This window comes from Marinobacter caseinilyticus (assembly GCF_011074955.1).
Taxonomy (GTDB): Bacteria; Pseudomonadota; Gammaproteobacteria; order Pseudomonadales; family Oleiphilaceae; genus Marinobacter; species Marinobacter caseinilyticus.
This window is the reverse complement of the sequence record NZ_WUQJ01000020.1, coordinates 189,103-210,342: the sequence shown is the minus strand read 5'-3', so window position 1 is coordinate 210,342 and position 21,240 is coordinate 189,103. Positions and strand designations below refer to the sequence as shown.

The following is a 21,240-nucleotide window of genomic DNA, read 5'->3' as shown; positions in this document are numbered from 1 at the left end:
CTGCCGTAATTCGGTGGTATTGGCAAGTCGGCAATGTGCCGACTGCGATAAGATCTCGCTGCTTACATGTCGCGCTGTTCGATGGTCTCGGGCTTTCGGCCGGACATGGTGCAACCCAGGCAGCGCACAAAGGTGGCCTTGGCGGGGCCAAGTACCAAAACTTCGCCCGCTTCATCAGCATTGCCGCCGAGCAAAGAAAAGGGCAGTGATACCAGGTACACGACGCTGCCAACGACGGTGGTCGCAAACAGAACCGGGCGTGCAAACAGCGCATCACCGGTCATCGCCAGAGCAGAGGGCGTTTCGTCGATGGTGCGGGCATGGCCCAGAGAGGCGAAAGCCAACAGGCATACCGCCACGGCTGTCATAAGACTACGTGAAAACTTTGCAGGCATAACGTCGTTCTCCTGATTGATAGGGCCACTGATCTGCTAGCAATGAAACCGGCGATGGTAACGGAAGAGTTTAGCGGACCATTTGGCACTTGCTGTTAACTATGAATCATATTTACGTATTTTCAAACGAAATTTTGAGTATAGCCGTTTCCGGTGTACACGGGCGCCCGCAATACAAAAACAGGGTATTACCGGTTATTGGGCTCTGGTGACGGGCGAGCCGGTGTCCCGGATGAGCCGAATGGGGATTGGGCTAGCGTTGGCAGTGGCTGCAATAAACCGTCGAGCGTTGGCTCATGCGGATTTCACGCAGGGTGTGGCCGCACGTGCGACAAGGCTGCCCGGTCCGGCCGTATACCAGCAGCGACTGCGCGAAATAGCCAGGCATGCCATCGCTGTTGACGAAATCGCGTAGGGTGGTGCCGCCCATCAGGATGGCCGCACTCAGGGTCTCTCTAATGGCCTCGGAGAGCGCAATATAGCGATCCCGGCTGATCCTCCCGGCCGCCCGCCGGGGGTGGATGCCGGCTTTGAAGAGTGCCTCATTGGCGTAGATATTCCCCACACCCACGACGATGTGGTTGTCCATGATAAAGTGCTTGATGGGGGTCTTTTTGCCCCGCGCCAGCGCTTTCAGATAGTGCCCGTTAAAATCGTCTTCCAGCGGCTCAGGACCCAGGGACTTGAGCAGTGGGTGGACGTCAGGCGTGTCGGTCCATAGCCAGCACCCGAACCGGCGCGGGTCGTTGTAACGGAGTCTGACACCGGTTTCCAGTTCCAGCTCCACATGGTCGTGCAGCAACGGCGGGCTTTGATCGGTAATCACTCGCAAGCTGCCGGACATGCCCAAGTGCGCGATCACGGTGCCGTGATGAAAGCGTAATAACAGGTATTTGGCCCGGCGTTCTACCGCCAGAATCGTCTGATTTGAAATCGTTGCCCCCAGTTCTGGCGGAACAGGCCAGCGCAAACGGCCGTCGCGCACGGTCACGTGGCGCACACGGTGCCCCTCGCAGTAGGGCGCAATGCCCTGGCGGGTGGTTTCTACCTCGGGTAATTCTGGCAACTGGGCGTGCTCCGGTGCGGGTAACTGGGTGTTTGATTGTCAACGCTATCGCTTTCTTGTCAATGCGCGGATGCTCGTGGCGGTGCGGTCGTCGCGAGTGTCTTATTGAGGGCTCAATAATACGTCAGCGACCGAGATGCCTATGGGGAGTGGCCGCCGCCGTGGTCGCGCCCGCGCGTTTGTGTGGGGTTACCCTTCGGCGTAATTGGTAACTAAATAATGCGAAAACCTGATTGTCCTAGCTTACAACTGTACGCTAGAGTGACAAGGTTTCGTAAGGCGGGCCGACAGGCCTGATCGTAGAATTTGAGGGTTTATAGTATGTGGTATAACGGTCTTCTGGACCTTACTCCGTTGCAATTGGTACTGGTGATGCTGGGCATGACCCACGTGACGATTATCAGTGTGACGTTGTATCTTCATCGTCATTCCGCGCACAATTCGCTGGATCTTCATCCCGCGCTGGCGCATTTTTTCCGTTTTTGGCTCTGGCTGACGACCAGCATCGTGACCAAAGAGTGGACGGCTATTCATCGCAAGCACCACGCCACCTGTGAAACAGAAAACGACCCACACAGCCCCGTTGTCAAAGGCCTGAAAAAAGTCGTGCTGGAAGGCGCCGAACTCTACGCCGAGGCTGCCACACCGGAAACACTGGAGCGTTACGGTCAGCGCACGCCGCAAGACTGGGTGGAGCGCAACGTCTACACTGGCCACAAAAATCTGGGCATCGTCCTGATGGCGATCATCAACCTGGCTTTGTTCGGTGTTCATGGCATTTGGATTTGGGCTGTGCAGATGATGTGGATTCCGGTTTGGGCCGCCGGCATTGTGAACGGCATTGGTCACTACTTTGGATACCGCAACTTCGAGTGTGCGGACAACGCACGCAATATTGTGCCCTGGGCCCTCTTCATTGGCGGGGAAGAGTTGCACAACAACCACCACACCTACCCCAATTCGTCAAAACTGTCCCGGCGTTGGTACGAGGTCGATATTGGTTGGGGTTACATTCGCATGTTCCAGCTGTTTGGCCTTGCCAAGCCTAAAGGTTATCGGCCGATCGCCCACTCTGTCCCGGGCAAGCAGGAGATGGACGTCGAAACGGTGCAGGCCATCGCCAACAATCGCTTTGCGATCATGCGCCAGTACCGCAAGCGCGTGATGGAGCCGGTGCTCCGTCAGCAGAAAACGCTATTGGAAGAAGAGATCAAGCCGCGGTACCGCAAGGTTAGAATGCTGCTGTCACGGGAAGTGACGCTGATCCAGCCAACGGAAAAAGAGCAGCTGGAGTCAGTGCTGGAGACTAACCCGGTGTTGCGCCAGATCTATGAGAAGAGCCACGAGCTGCAGGCCATCTGGCGTCGCCGCGGGGTGAAGCCGCAAGAAAAGCTGCAGGCGCTGATGGACTGGTGCCGAGACGCCGAAGCCAGTGGTATCCGCTACCTGGAAGAGTTTTCGGCGCATCTCAAGTCTTACGCCTTGCGACCGGCCTGATTCTGAGACAAACAAAAGCCCTGCCTTGTAAAAGGCGGGGCTTTTTTGTGTTTAATGCTCGGGGTGAGGGGTCCCGTTGCCAACCCGGAACAGGCTATAGGTAACTTGCCCGGCCGTTTTTTGCCGGTGCAGGTGCCAGGACTCTGGCGCAGCGGGTGTGTTCAGTTCGCTTTCGTGCTCGACATAGACCCACCCGCCAGCGGCAACCCAGCCATTGGCATCCAGCAATGGCAGCAAGGTCTCAAGCCAGCCTTGGCGGAAAGGCGGGTCGATGAACACAATGTCGAAAGGCTCAGCCGCGACTTGCTTTAATTGGTGTTCAACCGATTGGCACAAGACCGTGCCGCGATCAGACTTCAGGGCCTCCAGGTTGCGCTTCAGGGCATTGCTGAGCGCTGGTGTATGATCGATCAGGGTGGCGTGGCTGGCACCTCTGGACAGCGCTTCCAGCCCAAGGGCACCGCTGCCCGCAAAGAGATCCAGACATCGACTGCCGGCGAGGTGATAGGTTAACCAGTTAAACAGGGTCTCACGGGTACGGGCGGGTGTGGGGCGCACGCCACCGGCGTCCGGAAACAGCAGTCGTCGGCTGCGCCACTCACCGCCGATGATCCGGAGCTCGCCGCTGGGGCGTTGTTGGCTGGTGCGCGAGGCGGGGTTTTTTCGGGCCATGGGTTAAGGGATCTCGGCTTGGTGTCAGGAGGCTGTAACGCAGCCGTCGGCGGCAGCAGAAAACCGCATAAGAGCCATGTTATCGGAAAAAGAAGCGGTTCATAAGCCGGCACATTTGGACGGTTCGCTGAGGTGTCGCTAGAATGGCCCCTCTCACATTCAGGTCGCAGCCAGGTCGATGCCCGCATCGGCCCGCTCTTGACCCCTTTAATCCGACTACGGGTAGTTGAATCATGATGGCAGAGTGGATCTCAATAGGCCTGTTGGCCTTCCTGGTGCTGGTGTTTGGTCTTGATGTCGCCAGTAACCGTCGACGCATCCCGCGCCCGTCCCCGGTACCGCAGCGGAAACCTGAGCCTCAAGCGGGTGGCAGGGCTATTAAGAGCGAGCCTCCCCATGAGGACGACACAGCGGTCGCCGAGCCGGAGGCGCCGGTGGAAGCCGAAGCCAGGCCCGAGGCCAAGGCGGCCCCGGTGCCGGTGCCGGAGCCGGAGCCTGCGACCGGAGTGCTGCAGCGTATCTACAGTGGCCTGGGCAAAACCCGGGCAAACCTGACATCGGGCTTCGCCGATCTTCTTGCCGTTGGCAAAGCCGTTGACGCCGACCTGCTGGAGGAGATAGAAACCACGTTGCTGATGGCGGACGTTGGGGTCACCGCAACATCGGAAATTATTGATGCCCTCACCGCCAAACTGGAGCGGAAGCAGCTCAAAGATGGGGAGGCACTGCGCAAGGCGCTGAAAGTACAGTTGCAGCAACTGTTGGCGACCACGGCCAAACCGCTCAACGTGGATGTTGAGAAGAAGCCTTACGTCATCCTCATGGTGGGCGTGAACGGAGTGGGTAAAACCACCACCATAGGTAAGTTGGCCAAGCACTTTCAGACGGAAGGCAAGTCCGTCATGCTGGCGGCCGGCGATACCTTCCGGGCGGCAGCCGTCGAGCAGTTGCAGGTCTGGGGTGAGCGCAATGAAGTGCCCGTTATTGCCCAGCACACCGGGGCGGACAGTGCTTCGGTGATTTTCGATGCGGTGCAGTCAGCCTCCGCTCGTGGGATTGATGTGGTGATCGCCGATACCGCCGGCCGGTTGCAGAATAAAGATAATCTGATGAGCGAGCTGCAAAAAGTGGTTCGCGTCATGAAAAAACTGGACGAGCAGGCCCCGCACGAGGTCATGCTGGTGTTGGATGCCGGCACCGGCCAAAACGCGCTGAGCCAGGCCCAGGTGTTCCAGCAGGCGGTCGGGGTCAGCGGCATCACGCTGACCAAGCTCGATGGCACGGCCAAAGGCGGCATCGTGTTTGCCATTGCCCGGCAACTGCAACTGCCCATTCGCTACATCGGGGTGGGCGAGCAGGTCGACGATCTGCGCTCCTTCGACCCGGAAGTGTTCGTAAACGCGCTGTTTGATGAGTAGCCGGACAACATGATTGAATTTGAGCAAGTCACCAAGCGCTACGATGACGACCACACCGCCTTGCGGCAGGTCAACTTCAGGCTGGAGCGCGGTGAGATGGCCTTCCTCACGGGGCATTCCGGGGCAGGTAAAAGTACCTTGCTGAAACTGATCATGTTGATGGAGCGGCCCAGCGCCGGGCGGGTGATTGTTGGCGGCCAGTTGTTGAACAAAATGCCGCGCCGCCAGATACCTTATATCCGCCGCCATGTAGGGGTAGTGTTCCAGAACCACCAGCTGCTATTTGACCGTACTGTGTTCGATAACGTCGCCATGCCGCTTGAGGTGGTCGGTACACCCTCCAGGGACATTGGGCGCCGGGTCAGGGCCGCACTCGATAAAGTGGGGTTGCTTAGTAAGGAACGTATGAACCCCATGCAACTGTCCGGAGGGGAGCAGCAGCGTGTGGGTATCGCCCGGGCGGTCGTGAACAAGCCGCCAGTGTTGTTGGCGGATGAGCCGACCGGTAACCTGGACCCGGCGCTGTCTGCTGACATCATGCACCTGTTTGCGCAATTCAGTCAGGTCGGTGTCACCGTGCTGATTGCCAGTCACGACATCGCCCTGATCAATGATATGAATCGTCGAACCCTGACCCTGAACGAAGGCCAGCTGATTGCAGGTGCGGTGCCGTCCGATCAGGAGCCTGACCATGGCTACTAAACCACCACTGACGCCCAATAGCTCAAACCCGCGGCCATCGGCGTCCCGGGGGGCAAAGCGCTCCCGCTCCCCCGTCCGTCAGTTGTTGGAAAGCTACCTGTCCCACCATCGCAAAGTCGCCAAAGACAGTGCCCGGCGCCTGTGGCGGGCGCCGGTGGCCAGCCTGATGACCTGGACGGTCATGGGCGTGGCGCTGGCGCTGCCGGTGGGATTGCTGCTGTTGCTGACCAGCCTGCAGGGGGTCAGTGCGGGTTGGGAAAGTGCCGCCAGGGTGACGGTGTATCTGGAGGAGTCCGTGACCGCAGACCAGGCCGCCGGTTTGCGTCTGGATGTGGGCACCCGTGCCGACGTGGCGGAGGTTGAACTGATTGACAAGTCCGCGGCCCTGGCCGAGTTCCGTCAAACCTCCGGGTTAAAAGAGGCGCTGGATTATCTCAATGACAATCCGCTGCCTCACACATTACTGGTGACCCCCTCCGACGAGTCCCGCACCGAGGCGGGTATGCAGTCGCTGGTGACCGCACTGACCGATACCCGCGGCGTTGCGCAGGTGCAGGTGGATTTGGGTTGGCTGCAGCGGCTCAATGCCATCACCGAACTGCTGGGCCGTGGCGTGTGGGCATTGGCTGTGTTGTTGGCGGTCGCCGTTATATTGGTCATTGGTAATACGATCCGGCTTGCCATCGAAAGCCGGCGGGATGAAATTCTGGTGGCAAAACTGGTGGGTGGCACGGATGCGTTTGTCAGGCGCCCGTTTCTTTACACAGGGTTGTGGTTTGGGCTCGGCGGCGGCATTGTTGCCTTGTTCTTGCTCCAGATCACGTTATGGTACCTTAGCGGGCCGGTTGAGCGGTTGGCGGGCCTGTACCGCAGCAACTTTTCACTGAACGGGCTGTCATTTGAGGGAGTCATCGCTCTGATTACTGTGTCGATACTGTTTGGTTGGCTGGGTGCCTGGCTTGCGGTGAAACGGCATCTGGATTCGGTGGAGCCGGGTTGATGGGGTGTTAGGGAAACACCGTATTGCGCCGCAGCAGGCATTCAGCGTAGCGTTTGTATGTATTGTTAGCCTGAAATCTGCATCAGACGGTTGATTTAAAAAACATTAATCTTCAGCTTGGATTTATTGAAGGTCTTGGCGGTCCAAACTTTAGTTGTTATATTGTTGGGTCCCAAGCAGGGGAGGAAAGCATGGGTACAAGTTTACAGCTAGCTGATCGACTGGTTCCGGGCGTAAATCTCGAGTCTTATATTCAGGCCGCGAGCCGCATTCCTGTGCTCACCGTTGATGAAGAGCGCGCACTTGCGGAGCGCCTGCACTACGACGGGGATGTCGAGGCAGCGCGCCATCTCGTTTTATCTCACCTGCGGTTTGTTATTCATATCGCGCGCAGCTATTCCGGTTATGGCCTCGCTCAGGCGGATTTGATCCAGGAAGGCAACGTTGGCCTGATGAAGGCCGTCAAGCGTTTCAATCCTGAGTTTGGTGTCCGGCTTGTGTCGTTTGCAGTGCATTGGATCAAGGCCGAGATTCACGAATTCATTCTGCGTAACTGGCGCATCGTGAAAGTGGCGACCACCAAAGCGCAACGCAAATTGTTCTTTAATCTGCGCAGTCAGAAAAAACGCCTGGCCTGGTTGAGCCACGACGAACTCCACGCGGTCGCCGAAGACCTCGGCGTTGAGCCTCGGGTGGTGCGAGAAATGGAAGGTCGGTTGGCGTCCCATGACACGGCCTTTGACGGCCCCATGGACGACGACGATGACAGCGCTTATCAGTCACCTGCGCATTATCTGCAGGACAATCGTGGTGATCCGGCAACCATGTTGGAGAAGTCCGACTGGACAGAAGACTCCAATGGTCGCTTGATGCTCGCGCTGAACAATCTGGATGAGCGCAGCCAGGACATCCTGCGGGAGCGCTGGTTAACCGACAGCAAATCCACCCTGCACGATTTGGCCGACAAGTACGGTGTGTCCGCCGAGCGCATCCGGCAGCTTGAGAAAAACGCCATGAAGAAAATCAAAAACCATATGGTGGAAGTTGCCTGAGCGTGACGGCTCCAGAGGGTTGATCAAGGACTTACAGAGCGCCACCAAGCCTAACCGCTGGTGGCGTTTTTGTAGCTATGGAATGAACAGCAGCATGGAGAATTGACGGCATGACTCAGGGTCGCGCGCGCATTGCCCTATTGGGTGTCGGTTTGATGGGCACGCCGATGACAGAGAACCTGCTTGGTGCCGGTTTCCAGATGACCTTGTGGAATCGAACCGCCAGCAAGTGCCAGCCGTTTGCCGACCGGGCGACAGTGGCGAACAGCCCAGCCGAGGCTGTTCAAGACGCCGATGTGATCATCACCATGCTGGAGAGTGGCTCAGTGGTGGATGCGGTATTGACTCGGCAAGGGGTTATTGCCGGGCTGAAGCCCGGGGCATTGCTGATTGATATGAGCTCCATTCAGCCGTCACTGGCGCGACAGCATGCCGAACTGGTGCAGGCGCGTGGAGCCCGCTATCTGGACGCGCCGGTGTCGGGTGGCACAGTAGGGGCCACTGAGGGAATACTGAGCATCATGGTCGGTGGCGACGCCGCCGATATCGAGGACGCCCGACCAATATTTGAAGTTCTGGGCAAGCTGACGCGGATTGGGCCGGTGGGTGCCGGCCAGTTAGCGAAGCTGGCCAACCAGGCCATTGTGGGAATAACCATTGGAGCCGTGTCGGAAGCTTTGCTGCTGGCGGCCCAGGGCGGTGCCGATCCGGTCGCGGTGCGGGAAGCCCTGCTGGGCGGCTTTGCCAGCAGTCGGATTCTGGATTTGCACGGCCAGCGTATGATTGACCGGAATTTTGAGCCCGGCGGACCGTCACGGATCCAGCTTAAGGATTTGCGGATGGTCCTGGATGAAGCCCGTGCCGAGAACCTGACCCTGCCGCTGACTCAGCAAGTGCACAATGAGTATCTTGGTCTACTCGCCAATGGCCATGGTGAAACGGACCACAGCGGCCTGTTGTTGGAGCTTGAGCACATCAACGGGGTGCGTCTGGGACGGTCAGACCCCAACGGTCACTGAGGGGTAACACCATGCCAAGATTCGCCGCCAATCTGTCCATGCTGTTCACGGAAGTGGCCTTTCCCGAACGGTTCGCCGCGGCCCGGAAGGCGGGCTTCGGTGGGGTGGAATACCTGTTTCCCTACGATTGGCATGCCGCCGAACTCAAAGCTAGCCTCACGGCGAATCAATTGACCCAGGTGCTGTTCAACTTACCGTCCGGTGACTGGTCGGCGGGCGAGCGTGGCATTGCCTGCATGCCGGACCGGCAAGAGGAGTTCCGCCGCGGTGTCTCGGAGGCCATCCGCTATGCGGATGCCTTGGGTTGCCAGCGTATCAACTGTCTTTCTGGGTTGTTGCCAGCCGCCGTAGATCCGGCTACCGCCTGGCAAACGCTGGTCGATAACGTCGGCTGGGCCGCCGAGCATCTGCGGCGCGAGGGCGTGACCTTGTGTGTGGAGGCAATCAACTCGCGCGTCGACATGCCTGGGTTTGTACTGGATACGTCGGCCAAGGCGATGGCTCTGATTGACGAGGTGGGTGCCTCGAACCTGAGTTTCCAGTACGATCTTTACCACATGCAGATTATGGAGGGCGACCTGATTCGAACATTGGGCCGTCTGCTGCCCAATATTGGCCATATTCAGTTTGCCGATAATCCGGGACGGCACGAGCCGGACACTGGGGAAATTAACTTTGGGCAAGTCTTCAGTGCGCTGGATCGTTTAGGTTATCAAGGCTGGGTAAGTGCAGAATATCATCCACTTACAAATACGCTGGATGGCCTCGGCTGGCATGGGCAGGCCGGATAAGAGGGCATGTCCGTCGCTGATGGCGACACCCTCTTACAAGATCGTAACTGGCAGCGACACCAGCTTGCCCTTACTCTGGCAGACTACAGTTATTGGACAATCCGCCAATCGGGAGGCTCACCGGTGAAAGCACTGGTAATTGAAGATGATCAGGACGTTGCAACATACCTCATCAAAGGACTGAGAGAGTCCGATTTTGTGGTGGATCATGCGGCCGACGGCAAAGATGGTCTGATGATGGCCGCAAGCGAAGAATACGACATTATGATTGTCGACCGCATGCTTCCGGGTATGGATGGCTTGGCCATTATCAAGACCGTTAGGGCCACCGGCAATCAGGTCCCGGTGATCATTCTCAGTGCCCTGGGTGATGTCGACGACCGAGTGGAAGGACTGCGGGGCGGTGGCGATGATTATCTCACCAAGCCATTCTCGTTCACCGAACTGCTCGCACGAATCGAGTCACTGGTACGGCGTAACCGCCAGACCACCGAGACGGAAACGGTGCTCAGGGTGGCCGATCTTGAAATGGATCTGCTGGCGCGCACAGTCAAGCGTTCCGGTTACAATATTGACGTACAGCCGAGGGAATTCCGGTTGTTGGAATACCTGATGCGCAATGCCGGCCAGGTGGTGACTCGTACTATGCTGTTGGAAAAAGTGTGGGATTATCACTTTGATCCCCAAACCAACGTGATCGACGTCCACATCAGTCGCCTGCGCGCGAAGATCGACAAAGAATTTGAGACGCCTCTGTTGCAAACTATCCGGGGCGCTGGGTACATGTTGCGTGAAACTGCTTAGTCAGTTAAAGACTTCAACCTTTCAACTCGCTCTGCTCTACATGGTGGTGTTTGCCACCTCGGTCTTTCTATTGTTGGCTTTCATTTACTGGCGCACCGCCGGGTTCATGACTGCGCAGACCGACGAGACCATTGAGGCTGAAATTGCCGGTCTTGCCGAGCAATACCGGGGGCGGGGCATCAATGGTCTGATCACCATCATCCGCGAGCGGGTGGCCCGCGACCCCAACGCCAAATCCATTTATCTGTTCACCACCGACGACTACCTGAAGCTGGCCGGTAACATTTCCACCTGGCCGGAAGAAGCTCAAACCCAGAGCGGCTGGATCAACTTCACGCTGGATGACAGTGTCGGCTGGAGCGGGCCCGAACGGCTGGCCCGCGCTCGTGTGTTCGAGGTTCAGGGCGGTTTGCGATTGTTGGTGGGACGTGATGTCGATGACCTGACCACGCTCAAGCGGTTGATTGAAACCGCCATCAACTGGGGCATGGGCATCACCCTGGCGCTGGCGTTGCTGGGCGGCTTTATGATGAGCCGAAGTACCACCCGGCGCATCGAAGTGATCAACAACACCTCCCGAAAAATCATGAACGGCCATTTGTCGCTGCGGATTCCCACCCGTGGCACGCAGGACGATTTTGACCAGCTGGCGGAAAACCTCAACCAGATGCTCGACCGCATAGTCTATCTGATGGAAGGCATCCGGCACGTGTCCGACAGCATTGCCCACGACCTCCGCACCCCGCTGACCCGGCTCCGGAACCAGCTTGAAAATACCCTGATGTCGGTGGATAACGATGAGGCCAGAGAGCAGGCCGGCCGCGCAGTGGCGGAAGCGGATCAGTTGCTCGCGACCTTCAATGCACTGCTGCGCATCGCCCGGCTGGAAACCCGCGGCAATGCGGCCGATATGAAACAAGTATCGTTAGGGCTGCTGGTGGGCGATGCCTGTGAACTTTACGAAGCCTTGGCGGAGGACAAGCATCAGCAGTTCCGCCAGGAAGTGGAACAGCAGGTCATGATAGAAGGGGACCGGGACCTGCTGTTCCAGATGGTCAGCAACCTGATCGATAACGCCATCAAGTATACCCCCGAGGGCGGTGAAATCCGGGTGGTGGTTAAAGTCGAGGGACGAGAAGCGGTTTTTGAAGTAAGCGACAGCGGTATCGGAATTCCTGACAGTGAAAAAGACCAGGTCTTCCAGCGATTCTATCGGGTGGGTAAAAGCCGCTCACTTCCGGGCAATGGGTTGGGCTTGAGTCTGGTGAGTGCGGTCGCAGAAATTCATCAAGGGCGTATCGTGCTCAGTGACAACCATCCCGGTGAGGAGAATCCGGGCCTCACCGTACAAATCCGGTTGCCGGAGTATCGGGGAGACACCAAACGCATCAAGGCGACCAGCGTTAAAGCGTTGCCCGCTGAGACCGGAGACGACGAAGCATCCACCCCGGCCCACAGCGTCACCCCTTAAGACCGGGCTGAACCGCCGCGCTTGAAAATCGGGCCGAGCATCCGCTCTGCACGCGTTTCGACAGCACTCACTAAGGCTTCCGCGCTGGATTTGCGGCGTTCGAATCGCACCTGCAAACTCTCCCATTCGCCCTCCAGGTGCTTTTGCTCAACCATGATAAAGGCCGCCAGATTGTGGCGGTTTACCCGGCTGGTAATGCCACGTTGATCCAGCATAAAACCGAGGCGGTCGAGCCCGTTCAAAGCGGTGTTTACAAGAGTTTGTGTTTTCATGGTGGTTATCCTGCGGCCATCAATAGTCATAATCGATCCAATGCCGCGAAGGTAAATGGAAAGTCTAGAATGCACAACCTAATACCAGCATACCGCATTTAAAATGTCGCCTGAACCAGACGTAATCCGATCGCCACTTGCCGGTAACCACCGGTGTGGAAAATGGGTGTTGAAGGTGAAGAAAGCATGTTCGAGCAGAGTTCAGGTTACTTTCTACGTCGCCGACGCTTCTCAACACTTGCTTTGTCCTCCAGCACAGCGCTAGCCTTACCCCGCATTTGCGGGGTTTTTTTTGGGTATAGGAAATCAGAATTATTATGGCTGAAGAGCCTCAGCGACCAAAAGGTCGCGCACGTTACATCACGCCGGAAGGTGAGCAGCAGCTTCGACAGGAGCTTCGATACCTGTGGAAAGAAAAGCGACCTGAGGTCACGCAAGCGGTTCGTGAAGCGGCGGCGCAAGGCGATCGGTCAGAAAACGCCGAGTACATTTACGGGAAAAAGCAGCTCCGCGAGATCGACCGCAGAATCAGGTTCCTGACCAAGCGGCTGGAAGAATTGACCGTGGTCGATCGCACCCCAGACGACACCAGCCGTGTCTTTTTCGGTGCCTGGGTGACGGTTGAAGACGAAATGGGGGACGCGCACAGTTATCGTCTGGTCGGCCCGGATGAGTTTGACCTGCCGCAAGGGTTGTTAAGTGTGGATTCGCCCCTGGCCAGGGCACTGCTGGGCAAGCGCTGTGATGATGAAGCGGAAGTCCGGACGCCGGAGGGGTCCAAAACCGTGGTTGTGACGGCCATTTGGTATGGCTCAATATGACCAGTGACCGCCGTCACAAAACTGGCGGATTATTAAACAACCTGCATTAGTTGTCGATAAACTGTCCGAAATCCGTCATGCGTTGCCTTCGGCGCCACATGACACAACGCAGTGTCGTCAAACGTCTCAGGTGAAGGGTATGGAAGTCCGTAACAGCGCAAAAGGCATAGGTTTGCTGTCAGTGGTTATGGCTTTGACCACGGCCTTTGCGCAAGAGACCCCGAGTCGTGAGGGCGAAGCCTTTGATTATGAAGATCGCTCGACCCTTGAGACCATTCCTTTTCACTCACTGGAAGAAGAATCGCTCGCCAACACTGTGATCGACGGTGGTCTGGCCGCGCCTGCGTCAGGCGTGCCTGTCAGGGCAGCGGACGCAAGTAATGAAGATTTTTATCTGGACCCGCTGGCGCTTCAGCCAAGAGATAGCCGGGTGGACCTGGGGCGGTCAGAAATTCCGGTGGATTTTCGATTCAGCAACCAGAGGTCGATTCCGGGTCAACAGTTTGGCAACGATTACGTTATCCGCCCACCGCAAAATCGCACTTACGACGCGTTAAACAGCAACCTTCAGGGCCGCTGACGGCTCAGCACCGGCCTATCGCCGCCGGCACCCACGTCCACGATCCATCCAGCACTGTCCAGCGGCTATCGCTAATCAGGCCTGGGCGGGCGGAAGCGCCGTGTGGTCGGCCAAGACATCCTCGTAGAAAAACTGCAGCGCCTGGCGCGCCTGATTCAGGCGGGCACGGGACACACGAATACGATCACTCAGGTAGATTAAAAACAGTTGTTGATCGCCACTTTCCAGTGTGTCCGGGTTCTTCAAATCGTGAAACAGCACAAACCGCGTGATCCAATGCAGATAATTCTGTTCGGTACGCTGATTGAGCTGGTGCTTTTGAATGGCTTTTTTAACACGGTGAACCAGGCCAGGCTGACTCTGTTCCAACGCTTCGGTGCTCGGCATGGTAGTCCTTCCTTGGGGTTATTATTGTTAGTTTGCGCGCATCATATGTCACCCGGGTGACTGCGCCAAAACTAATTTGCGTCTTTCCCGGTGCCCATCGAAATGTCTCTGGCCGCCACTCTACACAAACCGGCCAAGTGCCGGCCAGAACAACACAATTACTTATTCTTCATGGCCTCCAGCCGATCGATGTATTGTTGCATGGCTTCATCGCTGGACATGCCTTTTACGGATTCCCAGGCATCGTATTTCGCCCGCCCCACAAAATCCATCATCCCGGGGCGTTTGCCGGTGACGTCCCCTTCAGAAGCCTGTTTGAACAAAGCATAGAACTCAAGCTTAAGCTCGTTGGAAGGTTTAAAGTCACCTTCCGCGGTCTGGATGTAGTTGACGGCTTCGTCGAATCGGGCTTTCAGGTCACTCATGTCGGGGTCCTTGTGTTGTGTGGAGCGTCTTTATTGGGTATGAATCGTCACGGTGCCAGTATATCCGCGTCCTGTTGAACCGTCATTGGCCGAGCGTTCCATTCCCGTGGCAGATCGGTTATTGTGCGCTCCGATTGTTAAACCACCCGGAGTAGCGCTATGCCTGAAACCAATCGTTTAGCTGGCATCGTCAGTCGTATCAATAAGTTACCAGAGTTTGCCCGGTCTCGGGCACTGTCGTTATTCTTCGGTAAAGCCGTGCCGTTCACGGGAACGGTTGGCATACGGATAGAGGCCCTTGATCAAAATCGCTGCATCATCAGCGTGGCCAACAAGCGCCGGGTTCAGAACCACATCAAAGGCGTGCACGCGGTCGCCTCACTCTTGTTGGCGGAGTCGGCCACCGGTTTTCTGGTCGGTCTCAATGTCCCGGATGACAAGATACCGGTGATCAAAACCGTGCATGCAGACTACACCCGCCGCGCGACCGGAGACATTAAAGTCGAAGCCTTCCTGACCCCTGAACAACAGGCGCGTATACGCACGGAGGACAAAGGTGAAACATCGGTTGGCGTCACCATCCGCGATAGCGACAACCTGGAACCCATTAAGGTCGATATGATCTGGGCCTGGACGCCGAAGCGGAAGTAGGCATTAACGGCCAAGTGCTCAGGGGTGGGAATTAGTGCTGGCTGCCCGAAAGCCAAGGGCCAGAACTACTCCCGCTCCGCCAGTCGGATGAAGTGATGGTGAATCTGGCGCACGCTGAGAAACACCAGCAGCAGGATGGAGGGTGTTGCAATGCCCAGCACCAGCGATTTCTCAAACTGAAACCCGGCGTCGTAAGCCGCTTCAAGCGCAAACTTCAGCAGTCCGACCAGGTAATAGCTGATGGCGACCACGGATAAGCCTTCAACCGTGTGCTGCATCATCAACTGAATTTTGGAGCGCCGGTTCATGGCGCTCAGCAGTTCCTGGTTCTGGTTTTGCACCGCCAGTTCAACCCGGGTGCGCATCATGTCGGAGGCGCGGTCGACCCGGCGTGATAAATCCTCCAGCCGCTCGCTGACCGACTCGCAGGTTTTCACCGCCGGGGTCAGGCGGCGGGTCATGAATTCACCAATGGTCAGGTGGCCACTCAACTCATCTTCCTTGAGCTCTTCCAGCCGGGTAATCACCAACTGGTGGTAAGCACGGGTCGCGGAAAACCGAAAGGTCGAATGCGCCCGGAAGGCTTCGATGCGGGCCGCAAGTTTCGAAAGCTTGGCCAGAATCGCCGGTTCATCAATGGTTTTGTTGCCGGCCAGTGCCTCGGTGATGGTGACCAGTTGCTGGTCCATATCCGACAGGCTGGGGGAGATCTCCTTGGCCAGCGGCAGTGCCAGCAGGGACATCAGGCGATAGGTTTCGATCTCCATGATGCGCTGGGTGAGTCGCCCGAGCTGGCTGTCTGACAGTGCGCGGTTGAGCACCATGAACCGGCCAAAACCGTCACTGTGCAGCCGAAAACTGCCCCACACCCGGGCCTGGCCCTCCTGTGGGCTGCTGCCGACCAGCCTGTGGCCTTCAAACCAGGGCCGCACGATGCGGAGGTCCAGATCGGCGCCTTCGGTGACCGACTGCAATTCCAGATGAAATGCCGCCACCACCGAGCCGGTGAGGTGTTCCAGCCAGCCCTCCGGTAAGGGCGAGATGCCGGTCTGTTCGAAGGGGGCGGTGGTATCGGGGGCAAGGTTGACGAAGGTGTAGGACACAAACTCCATGTGCAGTTCGCGGCGTACCCGCAGATCGCCAAAATTCACTTCACAGCAGCTTACCTCTTCCGACGGCGGCGTGAGTCCGAGCCGGGTGTGAAGGTCCTGAAAGTGCTTGAACTGAATCCTGCCTTGGCCGTTGCTGGTAAGTAACGCCATGTGCGTGACCCGGGCCGGGCACGGCAACACCTGAAAGGGACGCGAGTGCAGCTCGTTGTATAGATCCTCCCTTAAGGGATGAACGCTCAGGGTGTTTAACAATGCATTCACTCAGCAATCCTCTGGCGGCACGAAAGACTGGCGTCAATCGCACAATACAGGCAGTGCTGCGACTTTAAGATATTTTGTTCACCGGAAGAAGACGACCATCGGTTTAAGACCAAGGGTGCAGGCTTGTAGCAGGCAGGGGCTCCCGGGCGGCGTTGCACTGCCCGGGTAGCCTCTGAGGGTTATGGAGTTGCGGGTCCGTTGCAGTAGAGCACGTCGGTGGCGTCTTCACAGGTCCACTGGAAGATCCACAGTCCGGTGTTGCGATCGGTGCCCAGAATGTACTGTTCACCTTCCACTTCCGTGACATGGACGCCCCAGAAATTCGAGCCGGCCGCTTCGCCGTATTCGTCGCCGGCAATGAAGCGTCCCACTTCGTGCATGTTCCAGGACACCACGCCCTCGCCCTTGCTGTTGTCATGCAAGTGGCCGGGGCGCCATTCGACCGCGCGCATGCCCAGCGAATACCAGCTGATAAAGGTACGGTCCGGGTTCGCCGGATCCATCTCAAGGTTGTGCATGGTCAGATCGCCAGCGCCGGTGGCCAGTGCCGGATCGGTGACTTCGGCCGGGGCGTAATAACCCATCTCACCCAGGTAACCTACGGTCTCGGTTTCGCCGTCCATACCGAGGGGTACCGTGATGTCACTTGAGGTGTTGTTCAGGGTGTGGAGATAACCCCAGCCATCAAAGATCGCGCCCAGCGTAGCCACCAGCCCCAGTGAAGCGGGGGCAGGCAGGGCTGGGTTGGCCCCTTCGCCATCCGGGCACAGGCCGGGATCGTAGCCGTCGATACCCAGTACCGCAAAGCCCGTCGAGCGGGGGACGAACAGCATGGGTACGCCGGCTTCAACCAGCATCGAGACCGTGGCTTCGCAGTTGCCCGCTGCCGCCGAGTTGAACACCACCCCCGCGCTGTAGCCTGCGGCTTCGATGGTCTGGGCTTTCAGGGTGAAGGTGCAGCCGCCCCGTTCGATCAGCGCAATGCCGGCGCCCACCTCGGCAGCCGGCGTCAAGGCGCCGCCGCAGGCCTGGCCCACAAACGCGGTCTGCTCCATCAACTCTTCGATGTCGGCGCCGGGGCCAATTTGGGGTACGTTACTGCCCTGATTCGCCTGGTAGGCTTCGCCTCCCGCCGTCACGGCGGTGAAGAGCGAGTCGAAGTCCTCGTCGCCACCAAAGATCTTGTCAAAGTTGGGACCGGCAAAGACGGCCGCATGGGCGTTGCCTTCCGGCGTGGAGATGCCGTGCACCGGATCCGGGTCCGGGTAGGTGGAGTCGCCAAGAAAGATCGGATTGTAGGGGTCGTTGATGTCGAGTGTGATAAACCCCGCGTCCCAATAGGACAACACCGCCTGCCAGTTCTCGCCGGGCCCCGGGTTCATGTCATTGACCCAAATGTCGTGGAGTAACGGCACGGCAAAGCTGCCCATAAAGAGCTGTCCGTCGTCGGCGACCTCCGGATTGGTTGCGAGCCAGGTTTCAATGCCGGTGGTGGTGATCAGCTTGGGTGCCTGGGGTTTGGTGATGTCGGCGATTTTGAGGTCGTCGGTGGCGACATCGTCAACGATCAGCAGGTAGGTATTTCCGGCCGATGTGGTCCACGCGAAGGTGTTGTGGACCGGGAAGTCGAGAAAGTTCTGTTTCAACGGGTGGGGCTTGGCCGGGTCACTGACATCCCAGAGCGAGATGCCCAATTGCCCCTGCTGGTGGCCGCCATTGCCACCGCCCAGTGCCTGTCCGCCGCCGACCAATGGGCCGCAGGGTTCCAGTGAGTGGATCAGCACATCCCGGTCACCGATGCGGGTCACCTTGACGTCATTGATCCGGGTCTGCGGGGGCGATTTGATCATGCCGACGGTGGTGGGATTGGCCGGGTCCCGGATGTCGGAAATATAGACACCGGCCCGGCTGCAGTCGGGTTCCTGGAAGGTACCCACATAAGCGTAGCCGTCGTGTGCCCAGATATCGGTGTAGAGCCCGTTTGAGATGCCGCCGAGGGTGTCCCGGCCGATGACATTGAAGCCGTAGTTAACATTGGCCGGAACATGCCCATCCGGCAGGGGTGTATCGTGCAGTAAGTGTTTGTTGTCGGCTTTATCGCCGTCGGAGACGAGGAGCTCGTCTGCCAGTGCATAGGTCGTGAGTGTTGTCGATAAGGTGAGTACTGCCAGTGTGCGCCAACCCTGAGTTGTAGCCATGATGCATTCCCTGTTTTCAAAGACGTTGACCCTGAATTAAATTGGTTTTTATTAACATCAGGGCAATGACAATTCCGTTATTACTTTTTGCAATTAGCTTCAGGTATTACTTCCAAAATCGATACCCAAGAAAAACAATAGCAGTGAATGTCAGCGGGCCTTAGTCGATTTGGAAGCAACTATTTACCGGTTATATTTTTTGGTTATTTTTAAGGCTTATCCGGAGAACCGTATTGTCGGTTACCAGCCCACCTTTAATGTCTGATCACGGCACCAAAACCGACTCAGACCGACGCCCGGTTGAATCCGTTGAGAAAACAAAGGCGGGGTCAGATTGTGAGTCTGATTGGGCAAGACGGTCATCGCTTCAGGATCAAGGTTGCCGCCCGGTGGTAGTGACCTGGGAGGATGGTGTGACGCCTTGCCGGGCGTTGCCCCAACTCGTCGATCAGGCTTCCCCGGCAAGGCGAAATCAGGTGCGTCGCATGGCTCTTGAGCGCGGGGCAAGACCGCTTGACAAGGGCAAAGCACAGGAACAGATTTAAATTGTGGTTACTGATTGGCAAAAGGAGATTGACCAATGGTTAGCATATGGCGTTTGGGTATGGGTTTATCCTGCGTGGTGTCCCTAGTCGCACTAACGGTTGCAACGGCCGTTGGCGCGGAAACCAAGGAAGAAAAAATTGAGATCGCAATGTCGGCGGGGCCGGTACAGATCAGCGAAAATGCGACGATCATGGACATGGACGGAACGATCCTTCGGGAGGGATCAAATGGGTGGACTTGCATGCCCTCCGTATCACCGGAACTTGATGTGCCCATGTGCAATGACGCCACCTGGATGGCGATTGTGGAGGCGCTTGGCAATAAAGCACCTTTTGAAACATCCACGGTCGGGATCTCCTACATGCTGGGCGGAGATGTTCCCACCAATAATGATGACCCCTTCGATACGACCCAAGACCCGGGTGAACCATGGGTTACGGAAGGGCCTCACGTGATGATCACCGTGCCAAATCCCGAGGAGGCGCTGGAGGGGATATCCAACGATCCAAATGTGGGTGGCCCCTACGTCATGTTCAAGAACACCCCGTACGCCCACATCATGGTGCCGCTTGGAGCGCGTGAATAAACGCGGCCAACACGCATGAGCGGCTTCTGTAAAAAGGGCGCCGTCACGTAAACAAAATCCGGGAAAGTGGGGCAGGTCTGTTTTGCAGCATTAAAAACGGGCTTGCCGTGCATAGAGTCTCAGCCTTTCCCGGGTCCCCTGTACTTCCTTTCTTTTAACTGTATAAATATACAGTATTACTGGTTGGGTAAAAAAAGGAAGTCAAGCGATTACATGGTGGTGCAGGAATAACTGGGCTAAGCTGTTGTTAAATTTGGGACTTGGCTCCGTGAAACGTGACCGAAAAGTGGCATTATCGAGAACGCACTTTTTTGCAATATCGTGGAACGCGGTCTAATTGCTGTTATGAGTATTCATAGCATCGGAATTGGAACTAATATTCGATCTGTAAGGAAGTGATATGGCTAGCGTTATCGCTGAATATCAAAGGTTTTTGGAGGTGTTAGCAGCAAGACCTGTAGATGACGATATTCGTCGAATGGCAAGCCTAATATATTCAAATCTACCTCACTTAGCAGAGGTGGGTGCTGCTCGCAGAGCTCGATCATCACGATTAGCTCCGATTGCAATAAACCAACTTGCAGAAACCTCTCCGGATTTACCTGAATTTAATAATGTTAATGCTGATGGCCATAATGTTGGTCGTCTGCATCAGTTAACCGTGGGACCGTTTAGAGGGTTTACAAATCAAGAGATTTTTGACTTAAGTAAACCAATTACTCTTGTCTATGGCGCCAACGGTACAGGGAAAAGTAGTTTTTGTGAGGCTCTAGAAACGGCGTTGCTGGGTTCTATAAGTGAGGCCCAAGCAAAACGAATTGATCACAACACTTACTGTAGAAATGTAAGACTAGGGCAATATATTCAACCCGTTATATCAACAGTAAATGAAAACAGTCCTCGGGTTAATCTACAGCCAAATGAAGAAAAGTATAGATTTTGCTTTATTGAAAAAAACAGACTTGATGATTTTTCTCGAATCGCCTCAAGAACTCCAAGCGATCAAAGACAATTAATTGCTACACTTTTTGGTATTGACCAATTTTCAGACTTTGTAAGAGGGTTTAACCCTTCTCTTGATGAAAACTTAAATCTCACAGGCCAACGAGCACAAGAACTCGCAATAAGACGGCATGCTTTAGCTAGCGCCGAAAAAATAATTCAGGAATTCCCACGGCGTCTTTCAAAAATTAGTTTAGACGAAGGCCAAATTGCAGAAAGAATCCAGCCAGGAAGCAACTATGAAGCTGTTAAACTGTGGTTAGTCGGAAGTCAAAATCAGCAAGGTCGCCTTCCATATGTACAATCTCTGCTCGATGCTCCTTCGCCAGCCGTTTACGGTCTAACTTCAGAAAAACTTACATCAGTATTTAATAAAGTATTTGCTATAAATAGCACACTGCATGAAATCAACACTGAATTGGCTCGTCGTGCGGGTGAAGTTTCATATAAACAACTATATGAATCGGTTCTCCAGTTATCTTCTTCAAGTCCACAAAACTGCCCAGCATGTG

Annotated in this window: 22 protein-coding genes (1 of these 22 only partly in view); 14 read left to right on the top strand and 8 right to left on the bottom strand. The window is 56.4% G+C overall.

The window, feature by feature from the left end:
* Positions 1–62: 62 nt before the first annotated feature.
* Both GRX64_RS10315 and mutM read right to left on the bottom strand, forming a co-directional pair.
* Positions 63–395 carry a hypothetical protein gene (locus GRX64_RS10315; protein WP_166266834.1) on the bottom strand — a complete coding sequence of 111 codons (333 nt, stop codon included), beginning with the start codon at positions 393–395 and terminating at the stop codon, positions 63–65.
* A gap of 253 nt (positions 396–648) precedes the next feature.
* Positions 649–1,461: a bifunctional DNA-formamidopyrimidine glycosylase/DNA-(apurinic or apyrimidinic site) lyase gene (gene mutM, locus GRX64_RS10310; RefSeq protein ID WP_166266832.1), complete on the bottom strand. Its 813-nt coding sequence runs from the start codon at positions 1,459–1,461 to the stop codon at positions 649–651.
* Positions 1,462–1,782: 321 nt separating this feature from the next.
* On the opposite strand from mutM, the gene GRX64_RS10305 reads away from it, so the two are divergent.
* Positions 1,783–2,958: a DesA family fatty acid desaturase gene (locus tag GRX64_RS10305; RefSeq protein WP_166266830.1), complete on the top strand. Its 1,176-nt coding sequence runs from the start codon at positions 1,783–1,785 to the stop codon at positions 2,956–2,958.
* A gap of 51 nt (positions 2,959–3,009) precedes the next feature.
* On the opposite strand, the gene rsmD is transcribed toward GRX64_RS10305, so the two are convergent.
* On the bottom strand, positions 3,010–3,630 hold the full coding sequence (gene rsmD / locus GRX64_RS10300) for a 16S rRNA (guanine(966)-N(2))-methyltransferase RsmD (RefSeq protein WP_166266828.1): 621 nt from the start codon (positions 3,628–3,630) through the stop codon (positions 3,010–3,012).
* A gap of 233 nt (positions 3,631–3,863) precedes the next feature.
* On the opposite strand from rsmD, the gene ftsY reads away from it, so the two are divergent.
* From ftsY to GRX64_RS10260, 8 genes are all read left to right on the top strand, one after another.
* Positions 3,864–5,048, top strand: a complete 1,185-nt coding sequence (gene ftsY, locus GRX64_RS10295; protein WP_166266826.1) for a signal recognition particle-docking protein FtsY — start codon at positions 3,864–3,866, stop codon at positions 5,046–5,048.
* A gap of 9 nt (positions 5,049–5,057) precedes the next feature.
* Positions 5,058–5,750 carry a cell division ATP-binding protein FtsE gene (gene ftsE / locus GRX64_RS10290; RefSeq protein WP_166266824.1) on the top strand — a complete coding sequence of 231 codons (693 nt, stop codon included), beginning with the start codon at positions 5,058–5,060 and terminating at the stop codon, positions 5,748–5,750.
* Positions 5,740–6,750, top strand: a complete 1,011-nt coding sequence (ftsX, locus tag GRX64_RS10285) for a permease-like cell division protein FtsX (RefSeq protein ID WP_166266823.1) — start codon at positions 5,740–5,742, stop codon at positions 6,748–6,750. Before ftsE ends, ftsX begins: the two co-directional genes overlap by 11 nt.
* A 191-nt stretch (positions 6,751–6,941) precedes the next feature.
* Positions 6,942–7,802 (top strand): RNA polymerase sigma factor RpoH, encoded by an 861-nt coding sequence (gene rpoH / locus GRX64_RS10280; protein WP_166266821.1) that lies wholly within the window; start codon positions 6,942–6,944, stop codon positions 7,800–7,802.
* 110 nt (positions 7,803–7,912) lie between these two features.
* Complete coding sequence (locus GRX64_RS10275; RefSeq protein ID WP_166266819.1) at positions 7,913–8,821, top strand: NAD(P)-dependent oxidoreductase; 909 nt, start codon at positions 7,913–7,915, stop codon at positions 8,819–8,821.
* Positions 8,822–8,832: 11 nt separating this feature from the next.
* Positions 8,833–9,612 (top strand): hydroxypyruvate isomerase, encoded by a 780-nt coding sequence (hyi, locus tag GRX64_RS10270; RefSeq protein ID WP_166266818.1) that lies wholly within the window; start codon positions 8,833–8,835, stop codon positions 9,610–9,612.
* Positions 9,613–9,735: 123 nt separating this feature from the next.
* Positions 9,736–10,416 (top strand): winged helix-turn-helix domain-containing protein, encoded by a 681-nt coding sequence (locus GRX64_RS10265; RefSeq protein WP_166267095.1) that lies wholly within the window; start codon positions 9,736–9,738, stop codon positions 10,414–10,416.
* On the top strand, positions 10,403–11,887 hold the full coding sequence (locus tag GRX64_RS10260) for a HAMP domain-containing sensor histidine kinase (RefSeq protein WP_166266816.1): 1,485 nt from the start codon (positions 10,403–10,405) through the stop codon (positions 11,885–11,887). Before GRX64_RS10265 ends, GRX64_RS10260 begins: the two co-directional genes overlap by 14 nt.
* Here the strand turns inward: GRX64_RS10260 and GRX64_RS10255 are convergent.
* A complete protein-coding gene (locus GRX64_RS10255; protein WP_345790074.1) occupies positions 11,884–12,189 on the bottom strand; it encodes a hypothetical protein in 306 nt (101 codons plus the stop codon). The two genes, GRX64_RS10260 and GRX64_RS10255, sit on opposite strands and share 4 nt — an antisense overlap.
* Before the next feature lie 287 nt (positions 12,190–12,476).
* Here GRX64_RS10255 and greB point away from each other — a divergent pair, with 287 nt between their 5' ends.
* Both greB and GRX64_RS10245 read left to right on the top strand, forming a co-directional pair.
* Positions 12,477–12,980: a transcription elongation factor GreB gene (greB, locus tag GRX64_RS10250; RefSeq protein WP_166266814.1), complete on the top strand. Its 504-nt coding sequence runs from the start codon at positions 12,477–12,479 to the stop codon at positions 12,978–12,980.
* A gap of 139 nt (positions 12,981–13,119) precedes the next feature.
* Positions 13,120–13,560 (top strand): hypothetical protein, encoded by a 441-nt coding sequence (locus GRX64_RS10245; protein ID WP_235937619.1) that lies wholly within the window; start codon positions 13,120–13,122, stop codon positions 13,558–13,560.
* A gap of 75 nt (positions 13,561–13,635) precedes the next feature.
* On the opposite strand, the gene GRX64_RS10240 is transcribed toward GRX64_RS10245, so the two are convergent.
* Both GRX64_RS10240 and GRX64_RS10235 read right to left on the bottom strand, forming a co-directional pair.
* Positions 13,636–13,947, bottom strand: coding sequence for a site-specific integrase (locus tag GRX64_RS10240; protein WP_166266812.1), 312 nt, complete (start codon positions 13,945–13,947; stop codon positions 13,636–13,638).
* A 158-nt stretch (positions 13,948–14,105) separates the two neighbouring features.
* Positions 14,106–14,372 carry an acyl-CoA-binding protein gene (locus tag GRX64_RS10235; protein ID WP_166266810.1) on the bottom strand — a complete coding sequence of 89 codons (267 nt, stop codon included), beginning with the start codon at positions 14,370–14,372 and terminating at the stop codon, positions 14,106–14,108.
* A gap of 159 nt (positions 14,373–14,531) precedes the next feature.
* Here GRX64_RS10235 and GRX64_RS10230 point away from each other — a divergent pair, with 159 nt between their 5' ends.
* The gene (locus tag GRX64_RS10230) at positions 14,532–15,023 is read left to right on the top strand and encodes a DUF4442 domain-containing protein (RefSeq protein ID WP_166266808.1); all 492 of its coding nucleotides are present in this window, start codon (positions 14,532–14,534) and stop codon (positions 15,021–15,023) included.
* A gap of 65 nt (positions 15,024–15,088) precedes the next feature.
* Here the strand turns inward: GRX64_RS10230 and GRX64_RS10225 are convergent, their stop codons facing one another.
* Positions 15,089–16,396, bottom strand: coding sequence for a DUF3422 family protein (locus GRX64_RS10225; RefSeq protein ID WP_166266806.1), 1,308 nt, complete (start codon positions 16,394–16,396; stop codon positions 15,089–15,091).
* A 179-nt stretch (positions 16,397–16,575) separates the two neighbouring features.
* On the bottom strand, positions 16,576–18,594 hold the full coding sequence (locus GRX64_RS10220; RefSeq protein WP_166266805.1) for a PA domain-containing protein: 2,019 nt from the start codon (positions 18,592–18,594) through the stop codon (positions 16,576–16,578).
* A gap of 580 nt (positions 18,595–19,174) precedes the next feature.
* Between GRX64_RS10220 and GRX64_RS10215 the strand changes: the two genes are divergently transcribed.
* Positions 19,175–19,726 carry a hypothetical protein gene (locus GRX64_RS10215; protein ID WP_207308771.1) on the top strand — a complete coding sequence of 184 codons (552 nt, stop codon included), beginning with the start codon at positions 19,175–19,177 and terminating at the stop codon, positions 19,724–19,726.
* A gap of 400 nt (positions 19,727–20,126) precedes the next feature.
* Positions 20,127–21,240: the beginning of an AAA family ATPase gene (locus GRX64_RS10210; RefSeq protein ID WP_166266803.1), read on the top strand. Its footprint extends 1,523 nt past the window's final position; the window shows 1,114 of its 2,637 coding nt (coding positions 1–1,114); its start codon is at positions 20,127–20,129; the stop codon falls past the right edge of the window.

Coding starts and splice junctions, on each gene's coding strand:
- ftsX (WP_166266823.1), top strand. CDS start 5,740: ATGGCTACTAAACCACCACTGACGCCCAATAGCTCAAACCCGCGGCCA.
- GRX64_RS10220 (WP_166266805.1), bottom strand. CDS start 18,594: ATGGCTACAACTCAGGGTTGGCGCACACTGGCAGTACTCACCTTATCG.
- GRX64_RS10315 (WP_166266834.1), bottom strand. CDS start 395: ATGCCTGCAAAGTTTTCACGTAGTCTTATGACAGCCGTGGCGGTATGC.
- greB (WP_166266814.1), top strand. CDS start 12,477: ATGGCTGAAGAGCCTCAGCGACCAAAAGGTCGCGCACGTTACATCACG.
- GRX64_RS10235 (WP_166266810.1), bottom strand. CDS start 14,372: ATGAGTGACCTGAAAGCCCGATTCGACGAAGCCGTCAACTACATCCAG.
- hyi (WP_166266818.1), top strand. CDS start 8,833: ATGCCAAGATTCGCCGCCAATCTGTCCATGCTGTTCACGGAAGTGGCC.
- rsmD (WP_166266828.1), bottom strand. CDS start 3,630: ATGGCCCGAAAAAACCCCGCCTCGCGCACCAGCCAACAACGCCCCAGC.
- rpoH (WP_166266821.1), top strand. CDS start 6,942: ATGGGTACAAGTTTACAGCTAGCTGATCGACTGGTTCCGGGCGTAAAT.
- GRX64_RS10255 (WP_345790074.1), bottom strand. CDS start 12,189: ATGACTATTGATGGCCGCAGGATAACCACCATGAAAACACAAACTCTT.
- GRX64_RS10245 (WP_235937619.1), top strand. CDS start 13,120: ATGGAAGTCCGTAACAGCGCAAAAGGCATAGGTTTGCTGTCAGTGGTT.
- ftsY (WP_166266826.1), top strand. CDS start 3,864: ATGATGGCAGAGTGGATCTCAATAGGCCTGTTGGCCTTCCTGGTGCTG.
- GRX64_RS10240 (WP_166266812.1), bottom strand. CDS start 13,947: ATGCCGAGCACCGAAGCGTTGGAACAGAGTCAGCCTGGCCTGGTTCAC.
- GRX64_RS10275 (WP_166266819.1), top strand. CDS start 7,913: ATGACTCAGGGTCGCGCGCGCATTGCCCTATTGGGTGTCGGTTTGATG.
- GRX64_RS10230 (WP_166266808.1), top strand. CDS start 14,532: ATGCCTGAAACCAATCGTTTAGCTGGCATCGTCAGTCGTATCAATAAG.
- GRX64_RS10215 (WP_207308771.1), top strand. CDS start 19,175: ATGGTTAGCATATGGCGTTTGGGTATGGGTTTATCCTGCGTGGTGTCC.
- ftsE (WP_166266824.1), top strand. CDS start 5,058: ATGATTGAATTTGAGCAAGTCACCAAGCGCTACGATGACGACCACACC.
- GRX64_RS10305 (WP_166266830.1), top strand. CDS start 1,783: ATGTGGTATAACGGTCTTCTGGACCTTACTCCGTTGCAATTGGTACTG.